This is a genomic window from Bradyrhizobium sp. JYMT SZCCT0428 (genome assembly GCF_018131075.1).
GTDB lineage: Bacteria > Pseudomonadota > Alphaproteobacteria > Rhizobiales > Xanthobacteraceae > Bradyrhizobium.
Window position 1 is genome coordinate 1 of record NZ_JAFCLS010000041.1, and the last position, 23,169, is coordinate 23,169.

At 57.1% G+C, this 23,169-nt stretch carries 24 protein-coding genes; 6 read left to right on the plus strand and 18 right to left on the minus strand.

Annotation, left to right across the window (positions count from 1 at the left end; genetic code table 11):
* Positions 1-252 precede the first annotated feature (252 nt).
* Positions 253-468 (plus strand): hypothetical protein, encoded by a 216-nt coding sequence (locus JQ575_RS32175; RefSeq protein ID WP_212037200.1) that lies wholly within the window; start codon positions 253-255, stop codon positions 466-468.
* Positions 469-1,583: 1,115 nt separating this feature from the next.
* Here JQ575_RS32175 and JQ575_RS32180 read toward each other — a convergent pair.
* From JQ575_RS32180 to JQ575_RS32190, 3 genes are all read right to left on the minus strand, one after another.
* Entirely contained in the window at positions 1,584-1,772 is a 189-nt protein-coding gene (locus JQ575_RS32180; RefSeq protein WP_212037201.1) for a hypothetical protein, read from the minus strand.
* A 167-nt stretch (positions 1,773-1,939) separates the two neighbouring features.
* On the minus strand, positions 1,940-2,215 hold the full coding sequence (locus JQ575_RS32185; RefSeq protein WP_212037202.1) for a hypothetical protein: 276 nt from the start codon (positions 2,213-2,215) through the stop codon (positions 1,940-1,942).
* 606 nt (positions 2,216-2,821) lie between these two features.
* Positions 2,822-3,934, minus strand: coding sequence for a calcium-binding protein (locus JQ575_RS32190; protein ID WP_212037203.1), 1,113 nt, complete (start codon positions 3,932-3,934; stop codon positions 2,822-2,824).
* 880 nt (positions 3,935-4,814) lie between these two features.
* On the opposite strand from JQ575_RS32190, the gene JQ575_RS32195 reads away from it, so the two are divergent.
* Entirely contained in the window at positions 4,815-5,777 is a 963-nt protein-coding gene (locus JQ575_RS32195) for a site-specific integrase (protein WP_212037204.1), read from the plus strand.
* A 108-nt stretch (positions 5,778-5,885) separates the two neighbouring features.
* Here JQ575_RS32195 and JQ575_RS32200 read toward each other — a convergent pair whose 3' ends face one another.
* The 11 genes from JQ575_RS32200 to JQ575_RS32245 all read right to left on the minus strand — a co-directional run bounded on the left by JQ575_RS32200 (position 5,886) and on the right by JQ575_RS32245 (position 12,140).
* Positions 5,886-6,209: a DUF5681 domain-containing protein gene (locus JQ575_RS32200; RefSeq protein ID WP_212037205.1), complete on the minus strand. Its 324-nt coding sequence runs from the start codon at positions 6,207-6,209 to the stop codon at positions 5,886-5,888.
* A 167-nt stretch (positions 6,210-6,376) separates the two neighbouring features.
* The gene (locus tag JQ575_RS32205; RefSeq protein WP_212037206.1) at positions 6,377-6,751 is read right to left on the minus strand and encodes a hypothetical protein; all 375 of its coding nucleotides are present in this window, start codon (positions 6,749-6,751) and stop codon (positions 6,377-6,379) included.
* Between the two features lie 58 nt (positions 6,752-6,809).
* Positions 6,810-7,001, minus strand: a complete 192-nt coding sequence (locus JQ575_RS32210) for a hypothetical protein (RefSeq protein WP_212037207.1) — start codon at positions 6,999-7,001, stop codon at positions 6,810-6,812.
* 171 nt (positions 7,002-7,172) lie between these two features.
* Positions 7,173-7,694 (minus strand): hypothetical protein, encoded by a 522-nt coding sequence (locus tag JQ575_RS32215; protein ID WP_212037208.1) that lies wholly within the window; start codon positions 7,692-7,694, stop codon positions 7,173-7,175.
* A gap of 32 nt (positions 7,695-7,726) precedes the next feature.
* Positions 7,727-7,972 (minus strand): DUF6074 family protein, encoded by a 246-nt coding sequence (locus JQ575_RS46645; RefSeq protein ID WP_409364843.1) that lies wholly within the window; start codon positions 7,970-7,972, stop codon positions 7,727-7,729.
* A gap of 295 nt (positions 7,973-8,267) precedes the next feature.
* Positions 8,268-8,492, minus strand: a complete 225-nt coding sequence (locus JQ575_RS32220) for a DNA-binding protein (RefSeq protein ID WP_212037209.1) — start codon at positions 8,490-8,492, stop codon at positions 8,268-8,270.
* Between the two features lie 57 nt (positions 8,493-8,549).
* Entirely contained in the window at positions 8,550-9,164 is a 615-nt protein-coding gene (locus tag JQ575_RS32225) for a hypothetical protein (protein WP_212037210.1), read from the minus strand.
* Positions 9,161-10,399 carry a site-specific integrase gene (locus JQ575_RS32230; protein WP_212037211.1) on the minus strand — a complete coding sequence of 413 codons (1,239 nt, stop codon included), beginning with the start codon at positions 10,397-10,399 and terminating at the stop codon, positions 9,161-9,163. Before JQ575_RS32230 ends, JQ575_RS32225 begins: the two co-directional genes overlap by 4 nt.
* A 418-nt stretch (positions 10,400-10,817) precedes the next feature.
* Positions 10,818-11,114 carry a tyrosine-type recombinase/integrase gene (locus JQ575_RS32235; RefSeq protein WP_249167037.1) on the minus strand — a complete coding sequence of 99 codons (297 nt, stop codon included), beginning with the start codon at positions 11,112-11,114 and terminating at the stop codon, positions 10,818-10,820.
* A 15-nt stretch (positions 11,115-11,129) separates the two neighbouring features.
* Positions 11,130-11,672, minus strand: coding sequence for a TVP38/TMEM64 family protein (locus tag JQ575_RS32240; protein ID WP_212037212.1), 543 nt, complete (start codon positions 11,670-11,672; stop codon positions 11,130-11,132).
* Positions 11,673-11,960: 288 nt separating this feature from the next.
* Positions 11,961-12,140 (minus strand): hypothetical protein, encoded by a 180-nt coding sequence (locus tag JQ575_RS32245; RefSeq protein WP_192735848.1) that lies wholly within the window; start codon positions 12,138-12,140, stop codon positions 11,961-11,963.
* A 251-nt stretch (positions 12,141-12,391) separates the two neighbouring features.
* On the opposite strand from JQ575_RS32245, the gene JQ575_RS32250 reads away from it, so the two are divergent.
* A complete protein-coding gene (locus JQ575_RS32250) occupies positions 12,392-12,649 on the plus strand; it encodes a hypothetical protein (RefSeq protein ID WP_212037213.1) in 258 nt (85 codons plus the stop codon).
* A 112-nt stretch (positions 12,650-12,761) separates the two neighbouring features.
* Positions 12,762-13,688 (plus strand): SDR family oxidoreductase, encoded by a 927-nt coding sequence (locus JQ575_RS32255; protein WP_212037214.1) that lies wholly within the window; start codon positions 12,762-12,764, stop codon positions 13,686-13,688.
* A gap of 32 nt (positions 13,689-13,720) precedes the next feature.
* Here JQ575_RS32255 and JQ575_RS32260 read toward each other — a convergent pair whose 3' ends face one another.
* Positions 13,721-13,954, minus strand: coding sequence for a hypothetical protein (locus tag JQ575_RS32260; RefSeq protein ID WP_212037215.1), 234 nt, complete (start codon positions 13,952-13,954; stop codon positions 13,721-13,723).
* A gap of 379 nt (positions 13,955-14,333) precedes the next feature.
* Here JQ575_RS32260 and JQ575_RS32265 point away from each other — a divergent pair, with 379 nt between their 5' ends.
* Positions 14,334-15,029 carry a hypothetical protein gene (locus JQ575_RS32265; RefSeq protein WP_212037216.1) on the plus strand — a complete coding sequence of 232 codons (696 nt, stop codon included), beginning with the start codon at positions 14,334-14,336 and terminating at the stop codon, positions 15,027-15,029.
* Positions 15,030-17,106: 2,077 nt separating this feature from the next.
* Positions 17,107-18,084 carry a glycosyl transferase family 90 gene (locus JQ575_RS32270; protein ID WP_212037217.1) on the plus strand — a complete coding sequence of 326 codons (978 nt, stop codon included), beginning with the start codon at positions 17,107-17,109 and terminating at the stop codon, positions 18,082-18,084.
* A 147-nt stretch (positions 18,085-18,231) separates the two neighbouring features.
* Here JQ575_RS32270 and JQ575_RS32275 read toward each other — a convergent pair whose 3' ends face one another.
* The 3 genes from JQ575_RS32275 to JQ575_RS32285 all read right to left on the minus strand — a co-directional run bounded on the left by JQ575_RS32275 (position 18,232) and on the right by JQ575_RS32285 (position 22,608).
* Entirely contained in the window at positions 18,232-19,740 is a 1,509-nt protein-coding gene (locus JQ575_RS32275; RefSeq protein WP_212037218.1) for a right-handed parallel beta-helix repeat-containing protein, read from the minus strand.
* Positions 19,741-21,879: 2,139 nt separating this feature from the next.
* Entirely contained in the window at positions 21,880-22,347 is a 468-nt protein-coding gene (locus JQ575_RS32280) for a PilZ domain-containing protein (RefSeq protein ID WP_212037219.1), read from the minus strand.
* Positions 22,348-22,608, minus strand: a complete 261-nt coding sequence (locus JQ575_RS32285; RefSeq protein ID WP_212037220.1) for a PilZ domain-containing protein — start codon at positions 22,606-22,608, stop codon at positions 22,348-22,350.
* Positions 22,609-23,169: the final 561 nt, after the last annotated feature.

Here is a 23,169-nt window from a genome sequence, read left to right on the forward strand (position 1 = left end):
GAGTCTGGTTTTCGACGCCAAGGCATCGCTCATCGAAACGCCCCCGGGGCGCTAACGCAAATTTTCAACATCTTGGGATCGGGAGGGCGGAGAGCCCCAGCGCGTCGTGGCTGGGGGAATGCTGTCAGTACAGCGTGAAATACAAGTGGATGCATCGGGAAGCGGAACGGAAGCTTTCTTTTTCGCCGCGCGCCATGGAACGAGCCCAATCTGGACCCGTTGGCTTTCAGTCAGGGGACGAGGGAGGTGAGCATGGCTCAGAAAGCAACTCTCACTCCGGTTGGAAAGAGTGATCGCCGGCAAGCCGAGACGCTCGACCTGGAGATGCATGCGCGATTGGAGGCAGGTTTGATCGATACGCCTCCAGCTTCCGGCCCGGTCAGCGCCACTCAGCCGGCGCCTACCGTTGAGCATCAACACCGGGAAGGCCTAACGTTCTGGCAGGCGATCAAGACGAGGTTCAAGTAGATCCATCAGGAGGGACGCCGCAGTTACCTGCCAGCGCTCAATCGCGGTGCCGGCAGCTATTCGAGCAAAGACGCATCAGCGGCTGACAGCGCTTATCGCGGCCCGCGTGGTTGTTTGAAATACAATCCGAGTGCGGAACGTGCTTCCTTGTGATTTCACCCCCTGCTGCCATCTTTTTCAAAGTGTGTGTAACACTAGCAGGTGACCACATGCCCAGCTGCTGCCAGAGCACCCGGCCAGAGACCGCGTTGGCTTCGCCCTCAGGCACCAACTTGATGAGTTCAGCGGATATGGACATGGTTGGCTTCAACCCATGCGGAAGCTAAAGGAATTGCACGCTGATTATCTTTCCCCGTCGCCAGATGACTCGCAGAGCCGGTGCCTTCTGTCGCCCTCATTGCAGTTCAAACCGGCTCGGCACCTCGGACAGTATTTCCGTAGAAAATCTTCGCGCCGTTTGACACGCTTGGTTTGCACGCCCCGTGAACATGCTTCTTGGGCGCTCGCATCGGGAAAGTGTGCGTCTTAACGATTGAGAAGAGTTTAAAGATCTCCGCCCGGGGGGGCCCGGAACACCCCCGCAGCCAAGCCTGAAATACGATGCTTGACGACGAGGGCTTCAGGCCTGGATTAGCAATTCCTCCAACGCATTGAGTTACGTCAGCTAACGGGGCAGGTTTCGAAGAGCACTATGCGCGCACTGCATGGAACTCTCCGGGCGCACCGCTCATAGACGCGGAGTGGCAATATGTGCGGCGGCTGGTCAATACGACCCTGGCGACGGCAGCCGGTGCAGTCTGCGCTGATTCAGTATGTCCTCGATGAGGGCATAAGCACCGATGTAAGGTGGTGGCATATGATGGCCTCAGAAGCGCGGTCGCAGTGCTCAACAGTATGGACATGTTAGGCCGGCAAGCCGTTGGAATTTACTGTCCATTAACCACGAGTGAGCCTGTCCTTTCCGGGACTCACGATGCAAAAGAAGCCGTGGCTGTCCCCGCAGTGGCAGCTTTTTCGTGCCTGTGAATTCGACCGCAGCAAGTCGTTGGCGGGGCTGAAAATAAGGGCAAATCGACGCTGTTGGTATCCTGTGGATATGCTGCGGATAACGGCTCTCAGGTTGGCATCTCGCTCTTTCGACCCATCTCGCGCTCATATGCGGCTTCAGCCGGCGTCAGCGGATGTTCCTCATTAGTATATGCGCGGGCCTCTCCCACCGTCATGCCCATCTTGCGCCCTTGTTTGAACGCGCGAGCCCGCAACGCAATTCTGAGATTCAGTAACATCTTCCTGAAGATGTTCATGCCCGTGTTCCAATGCAGGCTCGTTTGCGGACTTCGAATAGTGCCCCAAGCCCGCCGGCTCACGCCCGGCGGGACGCATTTGGGCTCTCCCCTATTATCTAACGTCCTTGCAGGAGCCGGACAGTCCCGGCTAAAGGCCATACGGCCTAACGCCCGTGTGGCCTTAGTCATGATTGAAGCTGAACCCACATTGTTGACAACGAAACGGCATGCGCGAACCGACGATCGAGGGTATTGCTGTCCTCTCTGTACCTCAACGCGGTGACTAGCGTGGCGATCGCAAAGTAGGCTTCGAACCTAGGCGTCAGTTCGGAAAGCTTAGCTGGGGCGACCAATTTTGTGAGGTCCGCAGCCTGCTGAAGGGCTTTGTCGTCGCGAGCAAGCTTTGCAGACTTGAGCAGCGATAATACTTTGACCGCGAGTTCGGCTTGGCTGGGTGCCATTTTCAAATCCAGAAAAAGCTGACGGCAGGCAGTGAGGCGTTTGGTCCAATTTACCCTGCTGTCCGATTAGTCGCTTCAATTTTCTGCGTCATCTCGAGACTCGCCATGAGCAGGATCTTGGCAACGTCCTTTTCGCCCGCCCTGACGGCTATGCGATGAGCGGCGTCGATTGCGTTTAGCAAAGGCGTAAAGTCTTCCATCCGGCCCACCTGGATCAACACTTGGGAATTGGGCGAACCGTAGCTTTCAATTCTGAAAGAACCCTTGGGGTGATTGAATAAACAAGCGTATTTTACTAAAAGCCGTCATCAGGAAAACGCATCCTTTGCCCGCAGCATCGCGGGAGATGCCCGGTTTAATGAATAGCGAATTCGACCGCCGCGACGCACAACGCCGCGCCAGCCGAATATGTTGGCTGGGCGGCGTTGGCTTATGTACTGGGCCCTGAAATCCCCCAGCGTCGTTAGTTCGCTGCGAGCGTGCCGAGGGTTCGATGACAGATCCGTGAATGAGCGTTTTTGCGCACTCAGCGGCCATAAGATGATGCGAGTGCAGCCCGCGCACACCGTCAAAGCCGCCGGTCCACGCCGGGCGGGGTTGTTTGCCTCAACTCACGATGCTGAAGTTGGCTGCTGTCACGGTGGCGGCCGTCGCGCCATTCAGCCATACCGCGGTGTCGCCGTCGACCTGCACCACAAAGTAGGCGCCATTCTGGTAAGAGTGCGACAGGACGTCTGCAAACGACGTGAAGCCGGATCCATTGAGCTGAACGGTATCGGTTGAAGCATTCCAGTCCTGAACGACTTGCACGCTCGGAACGTCATTGGAAACGAACGTATTGCTGCCACCACCACCGAAATAGTAGTTCACGCCTTGACCGCCGTCGAAGTAGTCATTGCCGGCACCGCCGAGCAGCACGTCGATTCCTTCCCCGCCAAACATCACGTCGTTACCATCGCCGCTGTAGAAATAGTCGTTGCCGCCATAACCATAAGCAACGTCGTCGCCGGCTTCCATCACGAACACGTCGTTGGCAAGCGATCCGACCCCGATGTCATTTCCAGCGCCGCCATAAGCGGATCCCCCGCCTGACGCCATGTAGAGATAATCATTGCCGCCTGCACCAGCGAGCACGTCGATGCCTTGGTCGCCAACAAGGGTGTCATCGCCGGACGCACCGTACAGAGTGTCGTTCCCAAGACCGCCGTAAAGCGCGGCTGCCGGAATCGGAAGACTTAGAAACGAGGGGTCGACCATCACAAGAAAATCGTCTCCGTCTTCACCCATAAGCACATGGCCGGACACTGGCGAGGCTGGAAAGCTCCCCATTGTCATGGTGTCGTTTCCGCTGCCGCCGTAAAGTCGCACCGGAGCTGTCGTATTCAACCCATTCAAGCCGATGACAACATCGTCGCCATCGCCGCCGTAGGCCGCGGCGGTTATCCCAGCAATTGCGGCGGGTCCTTCCGAAGCGGTGATCGTATCGTTGCCGTGGCCTCCATAGACCAAAACCCCCTGAACTCGGTCGTCGCCCTGACCGCCGTAACCGATGCCCAATAATCCGTCGAGGTAATCGTTTCCTTGCCCGCCCTCGAGAATTGAACTGTGATAGCTAGGGGTAAGGCTGGCCGTCAGCGTGTCGTTGCCATCAAGTCCATAAAAAACATCATCCGTGCCAGAATAATTGTCGTTTCCTAAAGTACCAACGAAAGTTGCCATTACTGTCCTCCGTAAATCGATGGCTCAGGTTGTAACACAATGAGCTGGTTGTGAAGGTGAAACTTCAGTCGCGAGCCTCAGTCGGCGCGGCAGCCGAGAAAGAATGATCAGGAAAACGCATCCTGGGCCCGCAGCATGGCGGGAGAGGCGAACGACGTTCACGATCGGAGAACTTCGGTCACCTGAGCAGATCTGAGTAATTTTACTGCGGCACCAAGCACGGCGGATTTGGGACAGTTCGAAGAAGGGACCTTGGTGGCGCGGGTTGGGATGCAGGGTTCGAACGCCGGTACGCATGCGGCTTTAGATAGTTGAAGGCGCTAAAAATGCGATCCCCGACTCATCCAGAGGCTGTGTCGCGTCCTGCCCGCATGGATGATCAGGTACGATTAGGGATAGCTATTAAATGTTTTCTCGATCACAGAACGCAACACGGTCTTTTCGCGAACGAAATCATGAAAAGGGAATATCGACACCGAATACGGGAATGAGCGTAATTTCGAGCCATAGTATTGCGACAGGCGGCCAAAGAACGTGCCACGAAGGAGAACGCTCGAGGTTGGAGGATGATGTCTGCTCAGCCTCGAGGCGGCTCGTCCCCGCGCTAAGGCGAGTTGCAGCAGCTCTGCTGCGTGCTTGGATGCAGGTGCTGGCCACATGCGGCAACTGGGTGGGGACAAACGACCGTGTTTCGGTCGGCCCCCTTCTGGCCGGGCAATTATTGGCCGCTTCAATTGACTTGGGGAGGCAGGGGACGAATGGCCGCCCTGAGGACGTTGCCCCGTTTGGTAAAACACGCCACACATTCTAGCTTGTGAGGTTTCTCGGTCGCCTATAGCTTCCGATAATCATTCTTCTCGGAAGTGAAAGGCGCCAGCGAATGTCAGTCGACCTGACGATTGTTGAGACCCACAAAAGCCTGCCTGCTGCCCTCGGGGCTGACCTCGTGTCCGCCGTCGACCTCGCCAAGGCTGAAAAGGCGCCAAGTACACGAAAGGCTTATGAGACGGATTTTCGGCTGTTCCAGGCTTGGTGCGACGCCAGGGGCGTCAACTCGCTGCCAGCTGCCTCAGAAACCGTCGCGGCGTACATTGCCGCGGAGGCGGGTAGGTCAAGGCCATCGACGCTTGGGCGGCGTCTCGCGGCCCTCCGTTATGCTCATAAGCTGGCCGGGTTGCCGCTCCCTGCCGATTCAGAGGGCGTGAAGGCGACCATGCGCGGGATCCGCCGGACCTATGGGAGCACCAAGGTACGGAAGGCCCCAGCTGTAGCCGCGAAGATGCTCGGAATGGTGGCCACGGCACCCGTCAGTCTTGGGGGTCAACGGGATCGGGCGCTGCTTCTGCTCGGCTTTGCTGGAGCATTTCGCCGCTCAGAGATCGTGGCACTCGACGTGGCCGATATCGAAGAAACTGAGGCGGGCCTGCTGGTGACCATCCGACATAGCAAGACTGATCAGGAAGGCGAGGGTGTTACGATCGCGATTGCCCGCGGGGACGTTGCTTGTCCGGTCAAGGCGCTGCGAGCTTGGCTCGGTTCGGCGGGTATCGAGGACGGGCCGTTATTCCGCCCGATCAACAAGGCGGGCAGGGTGGCCGCGGCGCGGCTGACCGATCGTTCGGTCGCCAATATCGTAAAGGTCTACGCGGAGAGGGCAGGGTTCGACGCCAGCACGTTTTCGGGACATTCACTGCGATCGGGGTTTCTCACGTCTGCTGCGGCCAATGGCGCCTCGATTTTTAAGATGATGGACGTGTCCCGGCATAAGTCGGTGGAGACCCTGCGGGGATACGTCCGGGATGCCGAATTGTTCAAGGACCACGCTGGCTCTGGACTTCTTTAACACGATTTCCGGCGTCACGCGGCCGGGCCGGAAATTCATCACTGCCGGCGACGATGTTCCTCAACGCGGGCTTTAATCCATTTTTGGTTGACAAAAGGCTGATCTCGCTCAGTCGATTGATGATCTATGCCATGCTGGCAGCATAGTTCTAGCTTCGATCTCTCGGTTGCGAGCGTCGATCTCATCGAAAAGCATTTGAACGATATCGACCTCGGGAAGCCCGACCTCAACGCTTTGCTGAGCCCGGCCGTACCCCCGGTCGAGCAATTCCCGAATGGCTGCAACCCGAACGCTTTCATTTTTTGCCTGCAATGAAAGCCGAGCCAACTCCGTGATCGCATCGGGAGTGTTAAGTCTCGCAAATTCCTGCAGTTCGCCCAGCGCCTTCGGTCGTCCACCGGGGTTGCCACTTTTGCCCTTAGGAAACTTCATCGGTTGCCCCTGTTACTTCTCTGTTCTCAGCCGCCTCTGTTTCCGCAAGGCCGCGATATGTTTTCCCAAGCGATTGTAAACCTACGTTTTCCTGACTGTCCTACCCTTAGTACCACTCCTTCCCGGTTGCGGGGCTCTCAGTTCAATCCTCATCGCAATAATGAGGTTCATTCCGCTTCGGGCTTAGGCCAGCGAGCAGCGCCAGCATCGATCTTTTGCCCCAGCTTATTACGGGTCTCGTTGGGCAGATCTTGGAAGCTGACCCAAATGTCACTTCCCGGGGACCGCGCAAAATATTCTCGTCCGTGTTCATAAAAGCCGCGCATGTCGTAGTCGTCATAGTTGATTTGAGGAACATAGAAATAATCCACCTCGGCGGTCTCAGGATCGATCTTTCGACCCGCTTCCTTGCGACCCCTGCGGGTTCCGAAGAAGTCTTGCCCCGCTATTTTTGCTCCATGTTCTGATCGAAAATAAACCTTCCGGATAAAGTCAATTCTTTCGTTCGTTGCATCGGGAATTCGGTTCGGCGACTTTATCATCTCATCCTCCATTATGACTGCGTCGGGTGGGCTCGACTCCTAAGAGCAGCGACATTTCTCACCGCGGATTGAATTCATCCTCAATGCGTGACCGAATCGCATTCAGGGCGTTTAAAGCCGCTAAACACGCATTCAGCGATCCGTAGGTATAAGAATTCGGATAATATTCGTAAGCGAGGCGAGATTGGCGGATCGCTTCGCGCATGGCGTTGTCCAAAGAGGTGAGGGCGCGTTGAGGGCTGCTGGTCATGCTGCAGTCGCCCTATACAGGGGAGATATAAGAAGGCAGTTCCGCCGTATGTAACTTGGAACGAGTGCCCAGTTTTGTAGATATTGTGCAGTCGCCTAGTTCCAGTTTTGTAACCAGGGAGTTCCAAAAACGTCACTTGAAAATGCTCAATAGGGCACCGGGGAAATTGCTTCATGCTGCCCTCGATTCCCTTTTAGCGGCATGTTCGGCTCTGTTCGCGCGCTTAATTGAACGCTCCAATTTCAGTCTTTCAAAAGCGTTCTTGACGCGTATCACAGCTTCAACGTCGGTTTTGATGGATTTCCACTCGTGGGTCGGCGCAAGGCCGTCGGGAGTCCCCAACCACGTGAGGCGATAACGCGAAGGCGCCATTCGTGAACCGTAGGATCGCGCCCCACGCGTAAAATCCACAATCCCGAGCGCCTTTGCTTCAATCACGGCGCTCAATATGTCAGCGCGTCGCATCCCTCTTGCCTGAAGCCAGTTGTACGGGGCCATTAAGTTGCCGTTCTCTAGCCCTCCTTGGTCGGCGTGCTCGGCCATGAGGGCATCGATAAATTTGCGGCACTTTGGGGACATAGCCAGCCAGGCGGGGCTGTTCAGCAAATAGCCTGGGAGAGGCACGCACCAGCCGACACCCTGCGGAAGACCCATGGCCCTGCGGTGACGTTTGCCGGCGATGGCGTTCGTCATGCGACCGTCTGGACCGACTTTGCGAGGAACATTCATCGGACGCCACCTGATGCCGAGCGTATCAGTACAGCGCGAATGGATGCTTCCAAGCAGCTGACCTCTCGCGCGATGGCGGGCTCTTGCACACCTTTTCGATGCATCGCATCACGTTGGACCTTGATTTGCTGCTGAATGTAACGTTCCGCAGCATCGGGATTCAATTCTGACGCATATCGCGCCTGCCGCAGGATAAATGATCGCCGGTTTGCCAACGGGAAGGGTACAATTGCCGCCGTCATGATGTCACCTCAAGTTGAGAACTAATCTCGTTTTCTGACTGGATCAAATCAGGCAGCGCTGCGAGCGCCATACGTGCAATTGGATCTGTTTGGCCAGCGTGCTCATCGCAGCAGCGAATTAGCGCTTCTTTGGTCCGGCAGTAGCTTCGACCACGCCAAGTATGTCTCGCGACGGTTTCTGCCCGATTCCGGCGCTGCAGAATCCATTGGATGCCATCCCGGCATACGATCACCCGCCAGCCTCGGTTTAGAACGGCGACTATGTGGGGGTAGCATTCGTCGGACTCGGCGAGTCTCATTGCCTCGCCCTTTTCCCAGATCGAACCGGTGTTTGTTCGTTGGCCTTAAGCCAAGCCGCGCTGCCGGCAATCGGATAGAAAACTTGCTTTCCTACTTTAACGTAAGGGGCACCTTCGCCTTTCTGGCGCCACGACCGCAATGTCCGTTTCACCACGCCGAGCTCGGCGGCTTGCTCGTCCTCGTTCAAATAGCCGTCGAGAAGTCTTCCCGTCTGTGCCACGTCGTTCTCCTGCCGTTGAGTACCGTCAACAGCAGATAAAGCGACCTCACATGCCGGTCACGACAGGTTATCGCGAGACTTTGTCCGTTGCTCAAAATCGTCAATGGCCCGCCCTAATGGTTGAATATATTTGTGGATTATCTTTCTCCATTCTTCGGCGGTTGAGGGCGCCTTCCTCAAACCAAACACTTCTAAAAGCCAACGCTGTAACGTTCTATCGTCCACGTTGGCGTATTTTCCCGCGAAAATGGCGTTGCATGCATTAAGGCGTGCAGCGGCTGGCTCATCCCCGGCTTCGATTTGAGTGGCGAACTCCAACGCGAAAGCTCTTTTGTGATGAATTCTGTCGACGTAGTTCAAAGGATTTCCCGGGCCGCGCTTGCTGGAAAAACCGAGAACCCAAGGGAGAATCTTGCGCAGATCGCCTGCCGCTTTCGCCTTGTTAGACGCCATGCGATGGGCGCACTGGCCCAGATAGGCGGTGAGCCAATCTGGGAACGGCTTATTGGTTCTGACGCAGATGTCTATGGCGAACCATGCATAGTAAGGATTGCCAGTCACCTCGAGTTTTGACTGCGCTCTGGGGAGCAAAAGATCGGGGTCGCATGCAATAGCTTTTGCCAGCTCTTCTTCATCCGGCGTGCCACGCGTCGCTTTGAAGGGCCTCTTCACGATCGCCGCTCGCGCATTGTGACGATCTCGGCGCCTGGCTTGCCATCAATAACGGTGCCTACCTTGTTCGCCGCTTCCCGCAATGGATCATCGGCGACGTGAGCATATCTTTGAGTGGTGCGCGTTTGCGTGTGACCGAGCAACTTGCCGATGATGGGCAGGTTGAGTCCGCCGCCGACGGCGACGCTGGCAAAGGTGTGTCTCAGATCATATGGGCGCGCCGTTCTGCCCTTCTCGTCCTTCTCAAGCTGCGCATGCTTACGAACGTGCGCCCAGACGTGAAAGAGCGTCTTCAAAGGCTCGCCATCGACATCACCTGGGAAGACTAAAATGCCCTTGCGCGCCTCTCGCAGCCGCTCGATCAGCTCCATCGCCGGTGGGCTCAGCGGCAACCGGTGTGTCTTGCGTTGCTTGGTGTGGGCACTGGGCTTCACCCAGTAGCTCGGTTCCTTATCAAACTCCGACCATTCTGCCTGTATTGCCTCTCCCGGCCGGCATCCGGTCAGCATGATTAGTCGGACGCAGTCGGCGGCGACAACACCGGGATAGGTTTGCAAAGCGCTCGCGATCCTTTCGAGCTCGGACTTACTGAAATACCGCTCGCGAGCTTCCTCCTGATTCTTCTCAATGCCCTTACAGGGGTTTCCAGCCACTGCATTTCGCCAGGGTAGGGTCTCGCCCGCCATTGGCACCAGCGCCAGCGAAAACATCTTAGAACAGACCGACAAGACACGGTTCGCTCGCACCCTGCGCGGACCATTGCGACCCATTGATTCGCTTATGCTACGGTGCATCTGGGCGATGTCGCCGCCGTGAATGGCAGCGATCTTGGTGTGCCTGCCGAGCTTCTGGCCGATCTCTTCCAAAATCTTCTTTTCGTCCTTGATCCGTAATTCAAGGACGGTCTTCTTCGGCATGTGCTCTGAGATGTAGCGGTCGATTAGATCTTGGACTGCAGGGGCTTCTCGTCGCTCTCGCCTGGTCCCTGCCGGATCGTGGCCTCGGTCGATCCCTTTTCGTAGGTCCTTTGCCTCTTCACGGGCTGCAGCGACGGACCAGCGCGGGAAGGGGCCTATCGTGAACCTTCGCTGGCGCCCGTCGAGGCGATAATCGATGAAAAAAGACTTGCTGCCCCCTGGATAGGAGCGGACGCCAAAACCGGTCGCCTTTCGGTCGTTGTCCCACCACATCTGTCCGCCGATCAAGTCTCGGACAAAGTCATTGGTGAGGTGCACGGGTGCCTTGCGATCGGCTGTTTTAGGGTTCTTGTTCAGAAATGCCTCACGTCAACCATTCGTCAACGTCGCGAGGTGCCACGACGTGTTCTCATGCTCGCTCCAACCTCCGCATACGTCAACGAAAAGGCCAAGTTTTTCCTGATGTATTTGGGCCTTTTCGAAGGAATCGGCGGCAGAGCAATGGCTTGGGAAAAAGCATCAGTTGGGTCTGCAAAACCGTGTACACCAGTTCAATTCTGGTCGTGGCCTCCATCCAACCATTTGATTTTTCAGCGCAATTTTATTGATCCCTTGTCCCTCCGATCCGACCTGCTACCGGATTGCTACATTCGTTTCGGCACGGTTCCTGAGGGCCGTTTTTAGCGCGGCGTCGACAGTCGCAACCGCATCTTCCTGCATCCCCGGAATAACGTGGCTATCGAGGGTCCAGGGTGATCCCGACCTTGGAGTGCCCCAAGCGCTCGCTGGCTACTTTGGGGTGGACGCCATTGGCGAGCAGGTGAGTCGCATGGGCGTGTCGGAGGTCGTGGAACCGGAGCCGCACCAGCGATGTCTTGGCGATCAGCCGCGCCCATTGCTGCGAAACATAAATCGGCTGGACGATCGAGCCGTCCGCATGGGCAATTACAAGATCGTCGTCGGATAGGCCTATGCCGGCAACGTTCAGGCCGCCAGCGCCGGCATCTGAAAGACTTCCCGCCTGGGTGCCCAACGTGCGCGGGCGGGTCTAAGCCAACGGCGCTCGCCGCATCAGCAAGACTCTTACCCGCCATGCGATTAGGGCAATAATTGACATGATCAGCACGATCGCGCTCAGCGAAATAATGAAATGTAACCCCGACGAGCCGTCGTTCAGAAGCGAAGCTCGGCCAGTCGCGCCTAGAAAGGAATATAAGAACACTTGCGGCGCGGTGAAAATGAAAGTTGATATTGAGTACGTCACGACGTCAATTTTTGTCAGGCCAAACAGGTAGTTTTGGATAGCTCCGGGAAGGGGCATTCCCAAGCGCATCAGGGCGATTATGCGCCAGCCTTCCTCGTCTACGGCGCGTGCAACAAGGTCGAAAGTCGGCTTCCGCTCAAGCTTTTTGCGAATCCAATTTGACGCGACGTAGCGGGAGGTCAAGAAAGCAAGGATGCTGCCGATTGTTCCGCTGCATAAGATGATCACAGCGACCTTCCAGCCAAAAGCCGCGCCGGCAGCGCAAATGAGCGGCGTGCGCGGAAACACGACAAAGGCCATCAATACAAATACGAGGCAAACGGCCATCGCCGAGCCCGGTGTGAGACTGCCACGGCCCTGAAACCAGCTGATTATGTCTGAAAGCAATGCGAACAGATTCGGTTTGAAAGATGATGCAGCCGATCGTCGCGGCTAATATCATTTTGCTACCCAACTAGGTTGGAGAGCAAGGTCTAGACGGTACGACGGAACCAGAACTGCAAAACCGTGTACACCAGTTCAATTCTGGTCGTGGCCTTCATCCATATAATCAATAACTTAGGTCGATTATATGAGAGGCCGAACGAACTTCAGGCCGTCGTCAGGGTCAGGCGCTCAGCAGGAGGCGTACCAGCCCTCAGGAAACGGGACCAGCGGCCAAGGGGCTCGGTTGTCGTTGGCGGGGCGCGGCGTTCGACGAAAGGGCAGGGTCTGGGCCACGAAATCATCCTCCGGTATGGGCGCAATGGCCGTTTTCACGGCGTCCAGCAATAGGTCGAACTCAACTTCGCTCATCGCGCTCTCCGGGGTTCCAGAGCGCACGTTCTCAAAACCGGTTTGTTTCCAGATTGAACGGATCGATCCAATTTTATCGATCGGCCAATCGCGGCAAACGTAGTTACTAAATGGTTGATTCCCCGGGGCAGGGTAGACCCGAACGCCCGCCATAAAGTGTGAGAAAAATCACATTCCACGACAATTATTCCGCGTATGCGGTCGGATGACGTCCGTGCTGTCAAGCCGGGCCCGACCAGGGAGATGCGGACATGAAGACGCACGTGGCGCGCGTTGGAGCGGTGCGCAGCCGGGTCCGCCGCGCTTCGATGGTCGGAATGCTCCTCGCGCTGTTCGCAGCGGGGTCGGCTAACGCCCAACAGGGCACGCCCGAGCAACGCCGGGCCTGCACGCCCGACGTCTACCGCCTGTGCGCCGGCGAAATCCCGAACGCGCGCGCCATCACCGCCTGCCTGCGCCGTCAGAAGGGAAGCCTGAGCCCGGCATGTGCGGCGGTGTTCGAGCAGTAGCCGGTCAAGCTGCTGCACCGGCCCCTAGGTCGCGACGCCCGTTCCCTTTACGAAGCGGGATCATTTCCTTAGATGCGATGAAAACTTCGCATTCTAGGGAGCGATGCTGTCCATGAGAGCCGCTGGATTGAAAGGCCCGCTTGCGGGCAAGGTCGCGCTGGTCGCTGGCGCCACCCGCGGCGCTGGCCGTGGCATTGCCGTACAATTGGGGGCGGCCGGAGCGACGGTCTACGTGACCGGGCGCACGACGCGACAGGCGCCGTCCGAAATGAATCGGCCGGAGACGATCGAGGAAACCGCCGATCTGGTGAATGCGGCCGGTGGCCATGGCATTGCAGTTCAGGTCGATCATCTCGAACCCACACAGGTGCAGGGCCTGGTCGATCGCATCGCATTCGAGCAGGGCGCCCTGCATATCCTGGTGAACGACATCTGGGGCGCCACCCGGATGGAGTGGAACAAGCCGGTCTGGGAATCCTCTCTCGACTATGGCCTGCGTACGCTCCGCCTCGCCATCGATACCCACGCCATCACCAGCCATTTCGCCGCGCCCTTGCTGATCAAGACACGCGGTGGATTGGTGGTCGAGATGACTGACGGTACCGACGCCTACAACGCCACGAATTACCGGGTCTCGTTCTTCTACGATCTGGCCAAGGCCGCGGTGAACCGCATGGCCTTCGCTTTAGCCCATGAATTGGCGCCGCACGGCGGAACGGCTGTTGCGCTGACGCCGGGCTGGCTGCGCTCGGAAGCCATGCTCGATGCCTACCGCGTGACTGAAGCGAACTGGCGCGACGCCACCAGGGTCCAGCCGCACTTTGCGATATCGGAGAGCCCCGCCTTCGTGGGCCGCGCCGTCGCCGCACTTGCCGGCGATCCCGACGTGGCACGCTGGAACGGAAAATCGCTGTCGAGCGGCGAACTGGCAACAATCTACGGATTTACCGATCTCGACGGCAGTAGGCCCGATGCGTGGCGATACGTCGTCGAGGTCCAGGACGCCGGCCGGCCCGCCGACGTGTCCGGCTATCGCTGACTTGCTGTTGCTGAATAGGGTGCGATCGGCACTCACATCTCCAGCTTCGACAAATTCTTCGGCAGCATCCGCTTGAACAGCGTCAGCATGCGCGTGGCTTGCTTTGGCTCCAGCGCGATCGCGTGGCGCACGGTGGCTGCGATCAGCGTCATGACCAGCTGCGAAAACCACGCCAGCGCAGGAGAGGGCGCGTTCGGCGCGATCCGCCGCAGCGCCTCGAGCAGACCGGCGAGATAAGCGCCGCTGTTGCGCGGCCATAAAGCCATCTGCACTGCCGAAGAAATAACGGGGCCTTGGATGCGTTTCAGCGCGCTCGCAACTCGGCAAAGTCGATATCCTCGGTGAGGCTATTCAGATCCGTTTTAAGGCCGTCAGATTGGCTTCGTTTTGCAAATTGGCAAGACCTGCCCGAGGCGCCATCGAGCCGAGCCCATTGGACGTCGTTTCTGAAAAATGCAACTTTTGCGAGCTTCTTGGCTGATGCTCGCAACAGTTGCATTTCGGACATTTCAAGACTAAAAATTCTTCGGCATAATAGTTGCTAAGTAATAATATTATATTATACTCTTAATTACTGAAATATAGATTTAATATTATTTAGTATTCGCACCTAATTTTTCACAATAATTTACTAGGCGATCATAAATGTCCAACTCTAATACTTCCAAAAATGCTCTCACGCACGGTGTTTACTCCACTGACGTGGTTTTACCCGAGGAAAATAAGCAGGAATTCGACGATCTACTGCAAGCCTATCGGGACGAATATTGTCCCGATGGCATCTCAGAAGAAGCAGCGATATTTGACCTGGTTAGCCTGTACTGGAAAAAGCGCCGTCTCGAGGCCGGATTACAGCAGGCCTACCAAAAGCAGCTGGACCTTGACGCCAAAATCGCCGCTTTTGATTTGGGTCCTGCCGTGAAGTCGCAGTCCGAAGCCGTGCAGAGTGTCTGCAAGATCGTTCAGACACACCTAGAGCAAATTTATGGGCGCGTCGAAGCGAAAGCCGATACCCAGACTGTCAATCAGGCCGTTGATTTCGATAAGCTAACCGTGTTGGCGAAAGAGCTGAACCTCGTTGGCTCAGGCTTCATCGTTCCATCGCTTCAGGCCGCTGAAAAACTGAAACTTGATCAGATCGAGCGCGCTTGCCTACTGCATATCATGGAAAAGGAATTGAAGATTCAGGCGGAAATCGACAGACGTATCGAGAAGGTCTTGAAACGCCTGGTGGCAGTCAAAGAATATAAAAGGTTTTATGTTGCCAAATCTGTTAATGCGAACCAGATCGAGGCAATCAAATTGCGTGCCGAACCGCCCCACGAATCCCGTGGGTCGTGAGACTAGCGGGTTGGGTGGGTTAGGCCACCCATCCAGCGGTGTGGTGCGACTTAATTCCTTTGCGGTTCTCCGGATCGAGTTCGGAGAGCCGCGGGGCGTGCGATTGGTTGACTGTTCCCCGATGCCGCCAAACAGGTAGCGGACGGGCTGATCAAGAGAGTCGATGCTTCTCTGGCACGCTGCCGTCGCGGATGGGTGAAGGCACCATCCGAGTTGGGAGGGTGGGGAAAAGTTAACGCTATGCCGTTGTCAGAACGGTAGCCGTTATAGTCGTTTAGCTTTCGAAGCCGTGACTGCCGATGCGATTGCCTTGAAGCCGATGATTGTCGAGTATCTGATTTTGGCATGTGCGTAGCGTGGGAAAGCCGGCAACAGCAGCCACCTACCGCGCTGAACCATGACGTTGCAATCATTCGACCGACAACCACTCTGCCTGATGCGCACTGCAGTTATTCTCGCGATCTTCACGATGGAATTTGCGGCCGGCTTTCTTCTGCGTGCCGAGATTTCTTGCCGATACCGCCGGCGTCCCGGTCATATGCAAGAGCAGTAGGCGCTCTTAGCGATGATATGTTCGACATCAGGGCGAACGATGTTGTGAACGCCAGATTTGACTATTGGCGCGGGCGCGTCGTCGCGTTGGTGGCAAGGGAAATTTGCTTCAAGGTTTCTTAATTCGTCTGCGACACCGGCGGCACAGGGTCCGCGACACCAACGCCGTTCACAACCCATAGCCTCAGACCGACCAACGCCACATTAATGGCTACCCACACACAGATCCCGACGATCGCGATGACCATAGTGAGTCTCCTTGGAGTCTCCTTGGAGTTTCCCCGAATCTTAATGAGATAATAGATCGAAATGTCGATGGTGCGCTGCGAGATTTCTGACTCTCCACCACAAAGCGACCAGCCAATGCCCAGTAATTCTACGGGCCTGATTACTTAGCAACTCAGGGCGTCAGGCAACTCCGGACGCCAGTTTGCGTTAAACTGCTACCATGGCGAAGAACAGCAGCAGACAATGGAGCGCGGAGGAGGATAAGCAGCTTTTGCGACTGATTGCAGCGCGCTACTCCACCAAACAAATGGCGATCGGCCTCCAGCGGCCCGAGAGTGGCGTAATCGCCCGCCTTCGCCATTTGAGGCCGCATCGCAAGAAGGCCGCATCGGTGAGGGAGTGACGGTCAGCCCAGCCCGCCTCAATTGACGGCCGCTCATCGATTCTCGAGCCGCGAGACGCGCTGGTGGTCGTCGGACCAAACCTCAATAACCGGATGCTGCTCAAGGTATTGATGGGCGCGTCACGAAACTGAAAAGCGTGGTCGACCTGCTCTTGACGCTGGCTCGAAAGGAACGTTTAGCGAAGAAGGAGAAGGCTCGTCCGAAGCCGAGAAGGTCCTCGCTGAGCGGAATAAAGTAAGACGACGCCTTCCGAGCCGACTTTGAAAGGCTGAAGGCGGACCGCCTCGTGCGCGAAATAGGCGCAGCAGTGCGCTCCAGTGGTTTCACTGAGGCGGACCCCGAGCGTTGTAAAGGTTTCCGGCTTCGGCTCGGAGGTCTTTTGCGTTGTGAGAGCACCGGTTGAGGCCTATTTCACCGCGATTGGAAACGATAAATTTGCGTGTGGTGACCAAGCTCGGGCCGCGGCGTGCAAGGCTGCCTTAAAGCTTGCAGCGAATGAAAACGTTCGCGTGTCCGGAGCGAGCTGAAGATCGCTGCGTAAACCGTTAGTCAACATCGTGGTCAGGAGCGGCTTGAAAGCAAAGGCGCTCGGATGGTCCGTAGCGCCAAAAACATCCAGGTAGTGTAGGACTCCGCCGTGAAGTCATGTCACTGCGTCTACCCGCTCGCGCGGCGCGACATTGACCATACCCGTCTGGTCTAGTACAGCGAAACGGATGCGGGCACTTCAGGCTGCGTTGCGCAGGGGTTGGAAGTGGGCGCTTGGTAGACTTCGGTCACCCGAGGTCCTGAGCCCAACATCACGTGGCTCGTACCTGCTCGGCGGCATCGCTCGGGGTGGCGTTGCCGCTATTCCAGAACCGTCCGCGCTCCCGTGCTGGATGCACGAACAGGTGGCTGCCGAACTTGACTTCTTCCGGGATGGCATCACACCCGCGCGGCTTGCGACCGCCGAACCGTTCTACGCGCACGAATACCACGATCACTACGTCCACTATGCGGTGAGGGCCGGCAGGCTCCGTTGCCTGACGTCGTCCCGAAGCTTCCCAGCCTACATCGGCGAGAGGTTTCGGACGATGACCCCGGTGTTCAGGGTGCTGGCACCGACACTGCCAGACATCGACTTCGTCGTTTATCTCGGGGACGGATTCGATGGGTGGTCGAAGGGCTGTGATGCGCCGGTCCTCACATTTTCGAAGCGCGCGGGTGTCGACGAAAACGGCCTCCTGATCCCCGATCCGCTCACCCTCGCGTCGGCCCGTCGACTGCGCGCAGAAGCGGAAGCTGGCTGTGCGGCGTTCCCTTGGGACTCGCGCGAGCCGCTGGCCTTCTGGCGCGGCTCCACCACCGGCGGCCCATTCAATCTTGACAATTATTCGGAGGGGGGGCGCTTCAGACTGATCGAATGGTCGCAGCGCCGACCCGATCTCGTCGATGCGTTGTTTACCGGCTTCCACGGTGCTTCGCCGGACATCGAGCCGATAGTGCGGGCCAACAGCTGGCTCGGCCAGGGTGTCGAGATTCGGGATCACTTCCGCTTCAAGTATCAGGTGCTGGTCGATGGATTCACTTCCCCCTGGCCACGCTTCTTCTGGGCATTGCACGGCGATTCGGCCATCCTGAAGCAAGAGTCGGGGCTGCTGGGCTGGTTCGACGCCGGCGTCGAACCGTGGGCGCATTACATACCGCTCGCGCCGGATCTCGCCGACCTGGATGAGCGTGTTGGCTGGGCGCGAACCCATGAGCAAGAAGTGCGTGCCATGGTCGGGCGGGCCTGTCGCTTCGCTTCCGGGAGTCTCTCCGACGCCGCACTGTTAGGCTATATGCGCCTGTTGCTCACGAGGTACGCCAGCCTGCTCAGGGGCTTCTGACTACATCGTCAGGGGATCGCATTTGACGACTAGGGGTATTTTTTCGGGGTGGAGAGAATTGACAGGCATCGGCCGCCGACACCGACTCGCGTGCTGGCGTCCCTCCGTTCCGCAAGTGGGTCGCAACGGGACTGATGATGCCTCGGTTCAAAAGGTAACGGTGGCCGTGCTGTTCGGTCCGCCCGCGCCAATCGTCGTGCTGCCAGCCACTATCGCGCTACCGAAGTAGTCCCTCGGACCAACGTTCAAGCCGAACAGTGCTGCGAGATCGACGCCTGCCGCAAGCATAGGTGAGCCCGGTTGCAGCTTATACGAAGCCGCCGCGCCCCTGCCGGGGTAATTCAGCATCGGATCCACGCAGAAGCCGACATTTGCCCCGCTGATCTTCTCCTGTCCCGTCGCTGTCTGCCAGGCAGCATAGGCGAGCACGCCGGTCCCCGAAGATGCCGCAGTGTAAGCGACGCTATTCCATGTGATCGAAAAAGACGATGCGAACCAATTATTCCCCGCGAAAGTAAGCACGGAGTTTCCCGTAACGGATGCTAGGTTGGTGACCCCGTAGCCATAGAAGATGTTATTTACGATGTTGCCGGTAATGCTGGCATCGGTCACGACGACAACAGAATTGCTGCTGCCACGATTGTTGAAAAACGTATTACCGTAGGCGTGGACGTTGGTCATCGCGCCCGCGTCGGGGTTGGTCCCTATGTGCAGCTCGCCGTACACGGTGTTCGTGCAGTTATTCTCGCCAATGCAGAAGCGGACGCTGTTGTTGTCCCAGACGCCAGCGCCGGCGTAATTGTAGAGCAGGAAGCCTGCACCCTTGTTGCCGTAGGCATAGCAGTATTCGATGATGCAGCCGGTGCAATTGCCATCGATATCGAAGCCACCGCCGTCAGCCGTGTCCGAACTGGTGTTGTTGTAGCTGATGCAAGAGCGGATGATTACGTCATCGCTGTCATAGGTCCAAAAGCCGACGGGGCCGGAGTTCGAAAGCGCTCCATTTGAATAGGCCGTGCAATTATAAATCAGACCGGTGTCACAACTTCCTATGAACGCACCGTCGTCTCCGTTGTCGTGAACGGTACCGTTTTGGATCGTAATATATGAGTTGATCCTGACGCCGGCCTCCCACCCATAAATCGAAAGGCCTTCGCCCCGATTGCTTGCCGAGACGAAATCTTCAACGGTGCAGCTAGTGAAGCCTGCTCCTGTCGCGTCGCCGCCGATCTGAATCCCGGCAGCACCGCACAGCGTCACATCGATATTCTTGATACTGATCTGCTGCGACGTTCCTGCGGACGTTCGGCTAAAATAGATTCCGGTGCCGGTGCCAGCCATTCCCGGGCCGGTTACATTGATGCCGTTGATGGTGATGAAGGATTTGTTGACCGCCTTGATGCCGTCCGTGTTGGCGTTCGTTGGCGCAATAGTTGCGCGCCCAATGCCATAGGAACCGATTATAATGTCCGACAACACCGAACCCGAAGCAGGGATTACCATCGCGCCTGTAAAGGTGTCCCCACCTCGGAACACGACATAGTCGGTCACCGACAATTTCAGGGCGTTGAAAGCCGCGATGGTCTGCTTGGGGGTGTTGATCGTCAGCCCGTCATTGGCGTCGCTGCCCGAGGTGGAAAAATAATAAGTGGGCATGCGTCCACTGCTTGACACTCCCCCAATGAGTGCGGTGTCCCGTGCAAACTGAAGGCTAAGTCCCAACCCGAACATTATTCAACACCAGAACGCCGGTCGCAGCCGCGCCGATCTTATAAACATTTGTCGCCGCGAGGGCATGCCAACGCCCGGGGCGAGGTTGCCGAAGGTAGACCACGACCGCATCCTGTTCCAGAATTAACCTGCAGCGAGCGTATCAAGCTTGATGCGCGAGTTTCGTTGCCGCGTGCGAACGTAGGCCTACCATTCCGGTAGTCGTTCGGATTCGAAAGGTGTCCAGATCACCAATCAAGCGTACCGCTCGACCAGGGGCGCCGCTGTAGGCGGCGTCCCGCCCAAATCGATCCTGCTGCACGCTTCACGGGACTGCCATGTTGACTGTCGAGCAAGTGCTGAAGTCCGCAGGTCGAGAACGTCGTGCGATCGGCCGGACGCGCATCGATCGGAGCGCACTGTTATACTTTCATGGCGGGGCCGGTGTCTTTCCTTGCTGCGTTCGCGACGTGACGAATTCCGGAGCCGGCGTTCGTTTGGAGCGGCTAAACGTGTTGCCGGTGGAATTCGATCTGTCGTTCGATAATTTTCGGACGGTTCGGGAGTGTCGCTTGGTCTGGCGAGACGCTGACTTCGTCGGTGTCGCGTTCGGGGCCTGACCTTTGGGATCCAAAGCATGACGAAACGCGAACGCGGCGATCTAATTTATGGGGTCGTCGCGAGCGCGCTCGTATTTGTATTCATGATCATCATGATTTTCTCGCTATGAAGGTTTCGCTTGGCGGAAGTTACGCAGCGGCGCGCCGGCGACGCTCGGCCGGGTGGTCAACCAGTTGAATAAGATTTCGCGCAACCTCGCTCCCGCGCCCGTGGTGTTGACGTGATTGGCTAAGCAGCGGCCATGAAGCAGCCACGCGAGCGGACTCGTTCGAGGGTTAGAACCGCGCTGGCCCCTCGAGCGAGTCCACAAACGCCGCGCCGCCGGTTACGGAAGCTAATGATCCCGTCGATGGCGTCTGCACTGAAAACAACACAAGTAGGGGAAACTCATACCGTGTGGCAAAAGAGCTACGGCGGCGTTTGGTTCGGCGAGGGTTCGATCCGACCTGTCGTTTCACAATCCTTTTTGAGCTGAGATGCAAAAAATACGTGAAAGCTCTTGGCTCACGGCCGGTTGGTGTCTAATCTTCGTTTTTGGTCTGCTTTTTGGGTCTGCTTTTTTTGAGGCCATATATGAATTATTCCCAAATGAAGGACGAACGCCTCTTGGCGTTTTACGAGAACGTCCGTCAGCAAGTCGCATTGGATGCAGGAAGCCGCTACCGCTTTGCAGGCGAGGGCGTCCGCGCATACGCGGATAAGCTTCGCGAAGAAATGGACCGACGGCGGCTTAGGTTCACGCCCATCAATTGGCCGGAGGATGGTTGCTGATTATGGGAAACCTAAATCGAGGTGCCAATTCAGGTTCGCGAACTGGTCGCGCTCGGCATTGAAAATGCTAAAGAGGCGCTGGTCTCTCTTCTTCGTGTGGTTAGATCGATTTCACCCAGCTCTGCGGAATAGCGCGGCGTTTGCCGGGCCGTCCCAAACGGCTGCCCCGGCATTTGCGCCAGTGCGGTGCCCTTTAAGGGGTTAGTTACTAGTCCTTGTCAAGCTTTCCGCCATTGCAGCGCGACGAGCGATAGCGAATTTCCGAAACGCTTTAATCCGACCAGCCCGGCTGGCGGTCTCCATAGAGGCCCACTATGTTCAAGGGCTTCGTGATTGCAGTCTTGCTTATGCTTGGTGCATCGCAGCTAGATCATTACTTCTGTAATGGCAGGTACACCGACGGTGCTATGTCGATGCTGCGACAAATCAGGCACTCCTTTGGCAGTTGAAGGTCGCTTCGGTGGACGCCGCTGCGCGCAGGGTCCCGCGTCGGTAGTGGGCTGAGGGTCCGCGAACGAATGGTGCCTCGGGGGTTGGCGCAGTCGATCGCTCTGAGCCCTAAAGCTGCCGCAAGTTACTTCCGGCCAGCGACTTTTGCTCGCCCTTTGGTGCACGGCTCCGCGCACCTTCGTATCCGAGAACGGCGCAAGGAAACCGAAAGCCGCCGCTTTGAAAATCGGCAGCCGGGTGTCACTAAATTTTGACCGGCCTTATTTTCGCAGCCAAGCCTTTTGATGTGATGCGATATGCGGCGTTGTTCCCTTCGCCCCTGCGTTCAACCCAGCCGTTTCCAAGCAGTTTCGATATTAGTTTCGAGCTGTTCGGCAAACTCGCCGCACGCTGCCAATTAGTGTCACGCAAATACTGTAGAAACTGCCGTTCACGATGCGTGATTGCAGACTGCTCTTTCGTCTCAAACTCGACGCCGATCCGGTTCTGCTTGATCCAAACAATTCTACAGGTCCGAACGATCCGATCTCGCTCGGTCATCAATTGGAAGCAATTCGGGACAAACGAGGCGTCGGGAACATCCAGGGCCGCACCGTCATCGGACATATTTGCAACTCGGCACCGCGTGCTCGAGCCCGATGCCGAAATGTAGGCCATTTCGTCAACGTCGGTCCGCAGGGACTTTCTGCGCTCGTCGATAATCGAGGTCATTCAGCAGAACGACACGCCAAGGCGCGTTCCTTTCCGCCATATGACGGTGCAAGGGTAGGTTTTCTTTTTTCGAACAACGATCAAAGTGAACTGATCGGGGACAAAACTCTGGGGAGCTGCGTCCAACGCAGCGCCGATTTCCGAAAGATTGCGAATAACGCAGAGGACAGAAAATTCGCCGAACCTGATCAAACCGCTATCGAGGACTTTTCGGCGCGGAGTGGTGCGAGCTTCGGTATCCGCTATTGCGATGGTTGTCATCGGCTCACCTATGAAAACTAATCGTTAACGGTGGGCCCAATCCGTAAAGCGTCCGTAAAGCGGGCTGGAAAGTTACTGACGCGCTTAAAGCTTGGCTAACGCGCCGGGGCTGGCTCGTAAACCGCGAAGGTCGCATGTGCCGGCGACGGCGCCAAGGCCCAGGCGCTCCTAATACCGGCCCGTTTTGGCGCTTCTCGGCCGCGTGTTTCGTTTAATGTGGCCGGCGATCCGGACAATCCGCCTGCGTAGCTGGTTATCACCATGATCGTTGGCGCGAAGTTGGGCGCGGGTGCTTGGTACCGGTTCGACATAGCGACAGGAGGTGCGCCAGATATCACCCGGAGCCATAGAAGGCACACGCTGGTTCCGCGGCTACAATCAATATTGCGGGCACCGACCGACAGGTTCACAAGCGCCCGTGAGCGGGAGGGGAGCTGCAACGCGGAAGTGTGGACAAGTATGCTCCCCGTCGTTCGGCTTCCTTTTGACGTCTCTAGTGGGTCGTGGGTAGTTATTACGGCAGGTTTCGGGCTGGAATGTTGACCTTCAACGTTGCACATT

Coding starts and splice junctions, on each gene's coding strand:
- JQ575_RS32175 (WP_212037200.1), top strand. CDS start 253: ATGGCTCAGAAAGCAACTCTCACTCCGGTTGGAAAGAGTGATCGCCGG.
- JQ575_RS32180 (WP_212037201.1), bottom strand. CDS start 1,772: ATGAACATCTTCAGGAAGATGTTACTGAATCTCAGAATTGCGTTGCGG.
- JQ575_RS32185 (WP_212037202.1), bottom strand. CDS start 2,215: ATGGCACCCAGCCAAGCCGAACTCGCGGTCAAAGTATTATCGCTGCTC.
- JQ575_RS32190 (WP_212037203.1), bottom strand. CDS start 3,934: ATGGCAACTTTCGTTGGTACTTTAGGAAACGACAATTATTCTGGCACG.
- JQ575_RS32195 (WP_212037204.1), top strand. CDS start 4,815: ATGTCAGTCGACCTGACGATTGTTGAGACCCACAAAAGCCTGCCTGCT.
- JQ575_RS32200 (WP_212037205.1), bottom strand. CDS start 6,209: ATGAAGTTTCCTAAGGGCAAAAGTGGCAACCCCGGTGGACGACCGAAG.
- JQ575_RS32205 (WP_212037206.1), bottom strand. CDS start 6,751: ATGATAAAGTCGCCGAACCGAATTCCCGATGCAACGAACGAAAGAATT.
- JQ575_RS32210 (WP_212037207.1), bottom strand. CDS start 7,001: ATGACCAGCAGCCCTCAACGCGCCCTCACCTCTTTGGACAACGCCATG.
- JQ575_RS32215 (WP_212037208.1), bottom strand. CDS start 7,694: ATGACGAACGCCATCGCCGGCAAACGTCACCGCAGGGCCATGGGTCTT.
- JQ575_RS46645 (WP_409364843.1), bottom strand. CDS start 7,972: ATGACGGCGGCAATTGTACCCTTCCCGTTGGCAAACCGGCGATCATTT.
- JQ575_RS32240 (WP_212037212.1), bottom strand. CDS start 11,672: ATGGCCGTTTGCCTCGTATTTGTATTGATGGCCTTTGTCGTGTTTCCG.
- JQ575_RS32245 (WP_192735848.1), bottom strand. CDS start 12,140: ATGAGCGAAGTTGAGTTCGACCTATTGCTGGACGCCGTGAAAACGGCC.
- JQ575_RS32250 (WP_212037213.1), top strand. CDS start 12,392: ATGAAGACGCACGTGGCGCGCGTTGGAGCGGTGCGCAGCCGGGTCCGC.
- JQ575_RS32255 (WP_212037214.1), top strand. CDS start 12,762: ATGAGAGCCGCTGGATTGAAAGGCCCGCTTGCGGGCAAGGTCGCGCTG.
- JQ575_RS32260 (WP_212037215.1), bottom strand. CDS start 13,954: ATGGCTTTATGGCCGCGCAACAGCGGCGCTTATCTCGCCGGTCTGCTC.
- JQ575_RS32265 (WP_212037216.1), top strand. CDS start 14,334: ATGTCCAACTCTAATACTTCCAAAAATGCTCTCACGCACGGTGTTTAC.
- JQ575_RS32275 (WP_212037218.1), bottom strand. CDS start 19,740: ATGCCCACTTATTATTTTTCCACCTCGGGCAGCGACGCCAATGACGGG.
- JQ575_RS32280 (WP_212037219.1), bottom strand. CDS start 22,347: ATGACCTCGATTATCGACGAGCGCAGAAAGTCCCTGCGGACCGACGTT.
- JQ575_RS32285 (WP_212037220.1), bottom strand. CDS start 22,608: ATGACAACCATCGCAATAGCGGATACCGAAGCTCGCACCACTCCGCGC.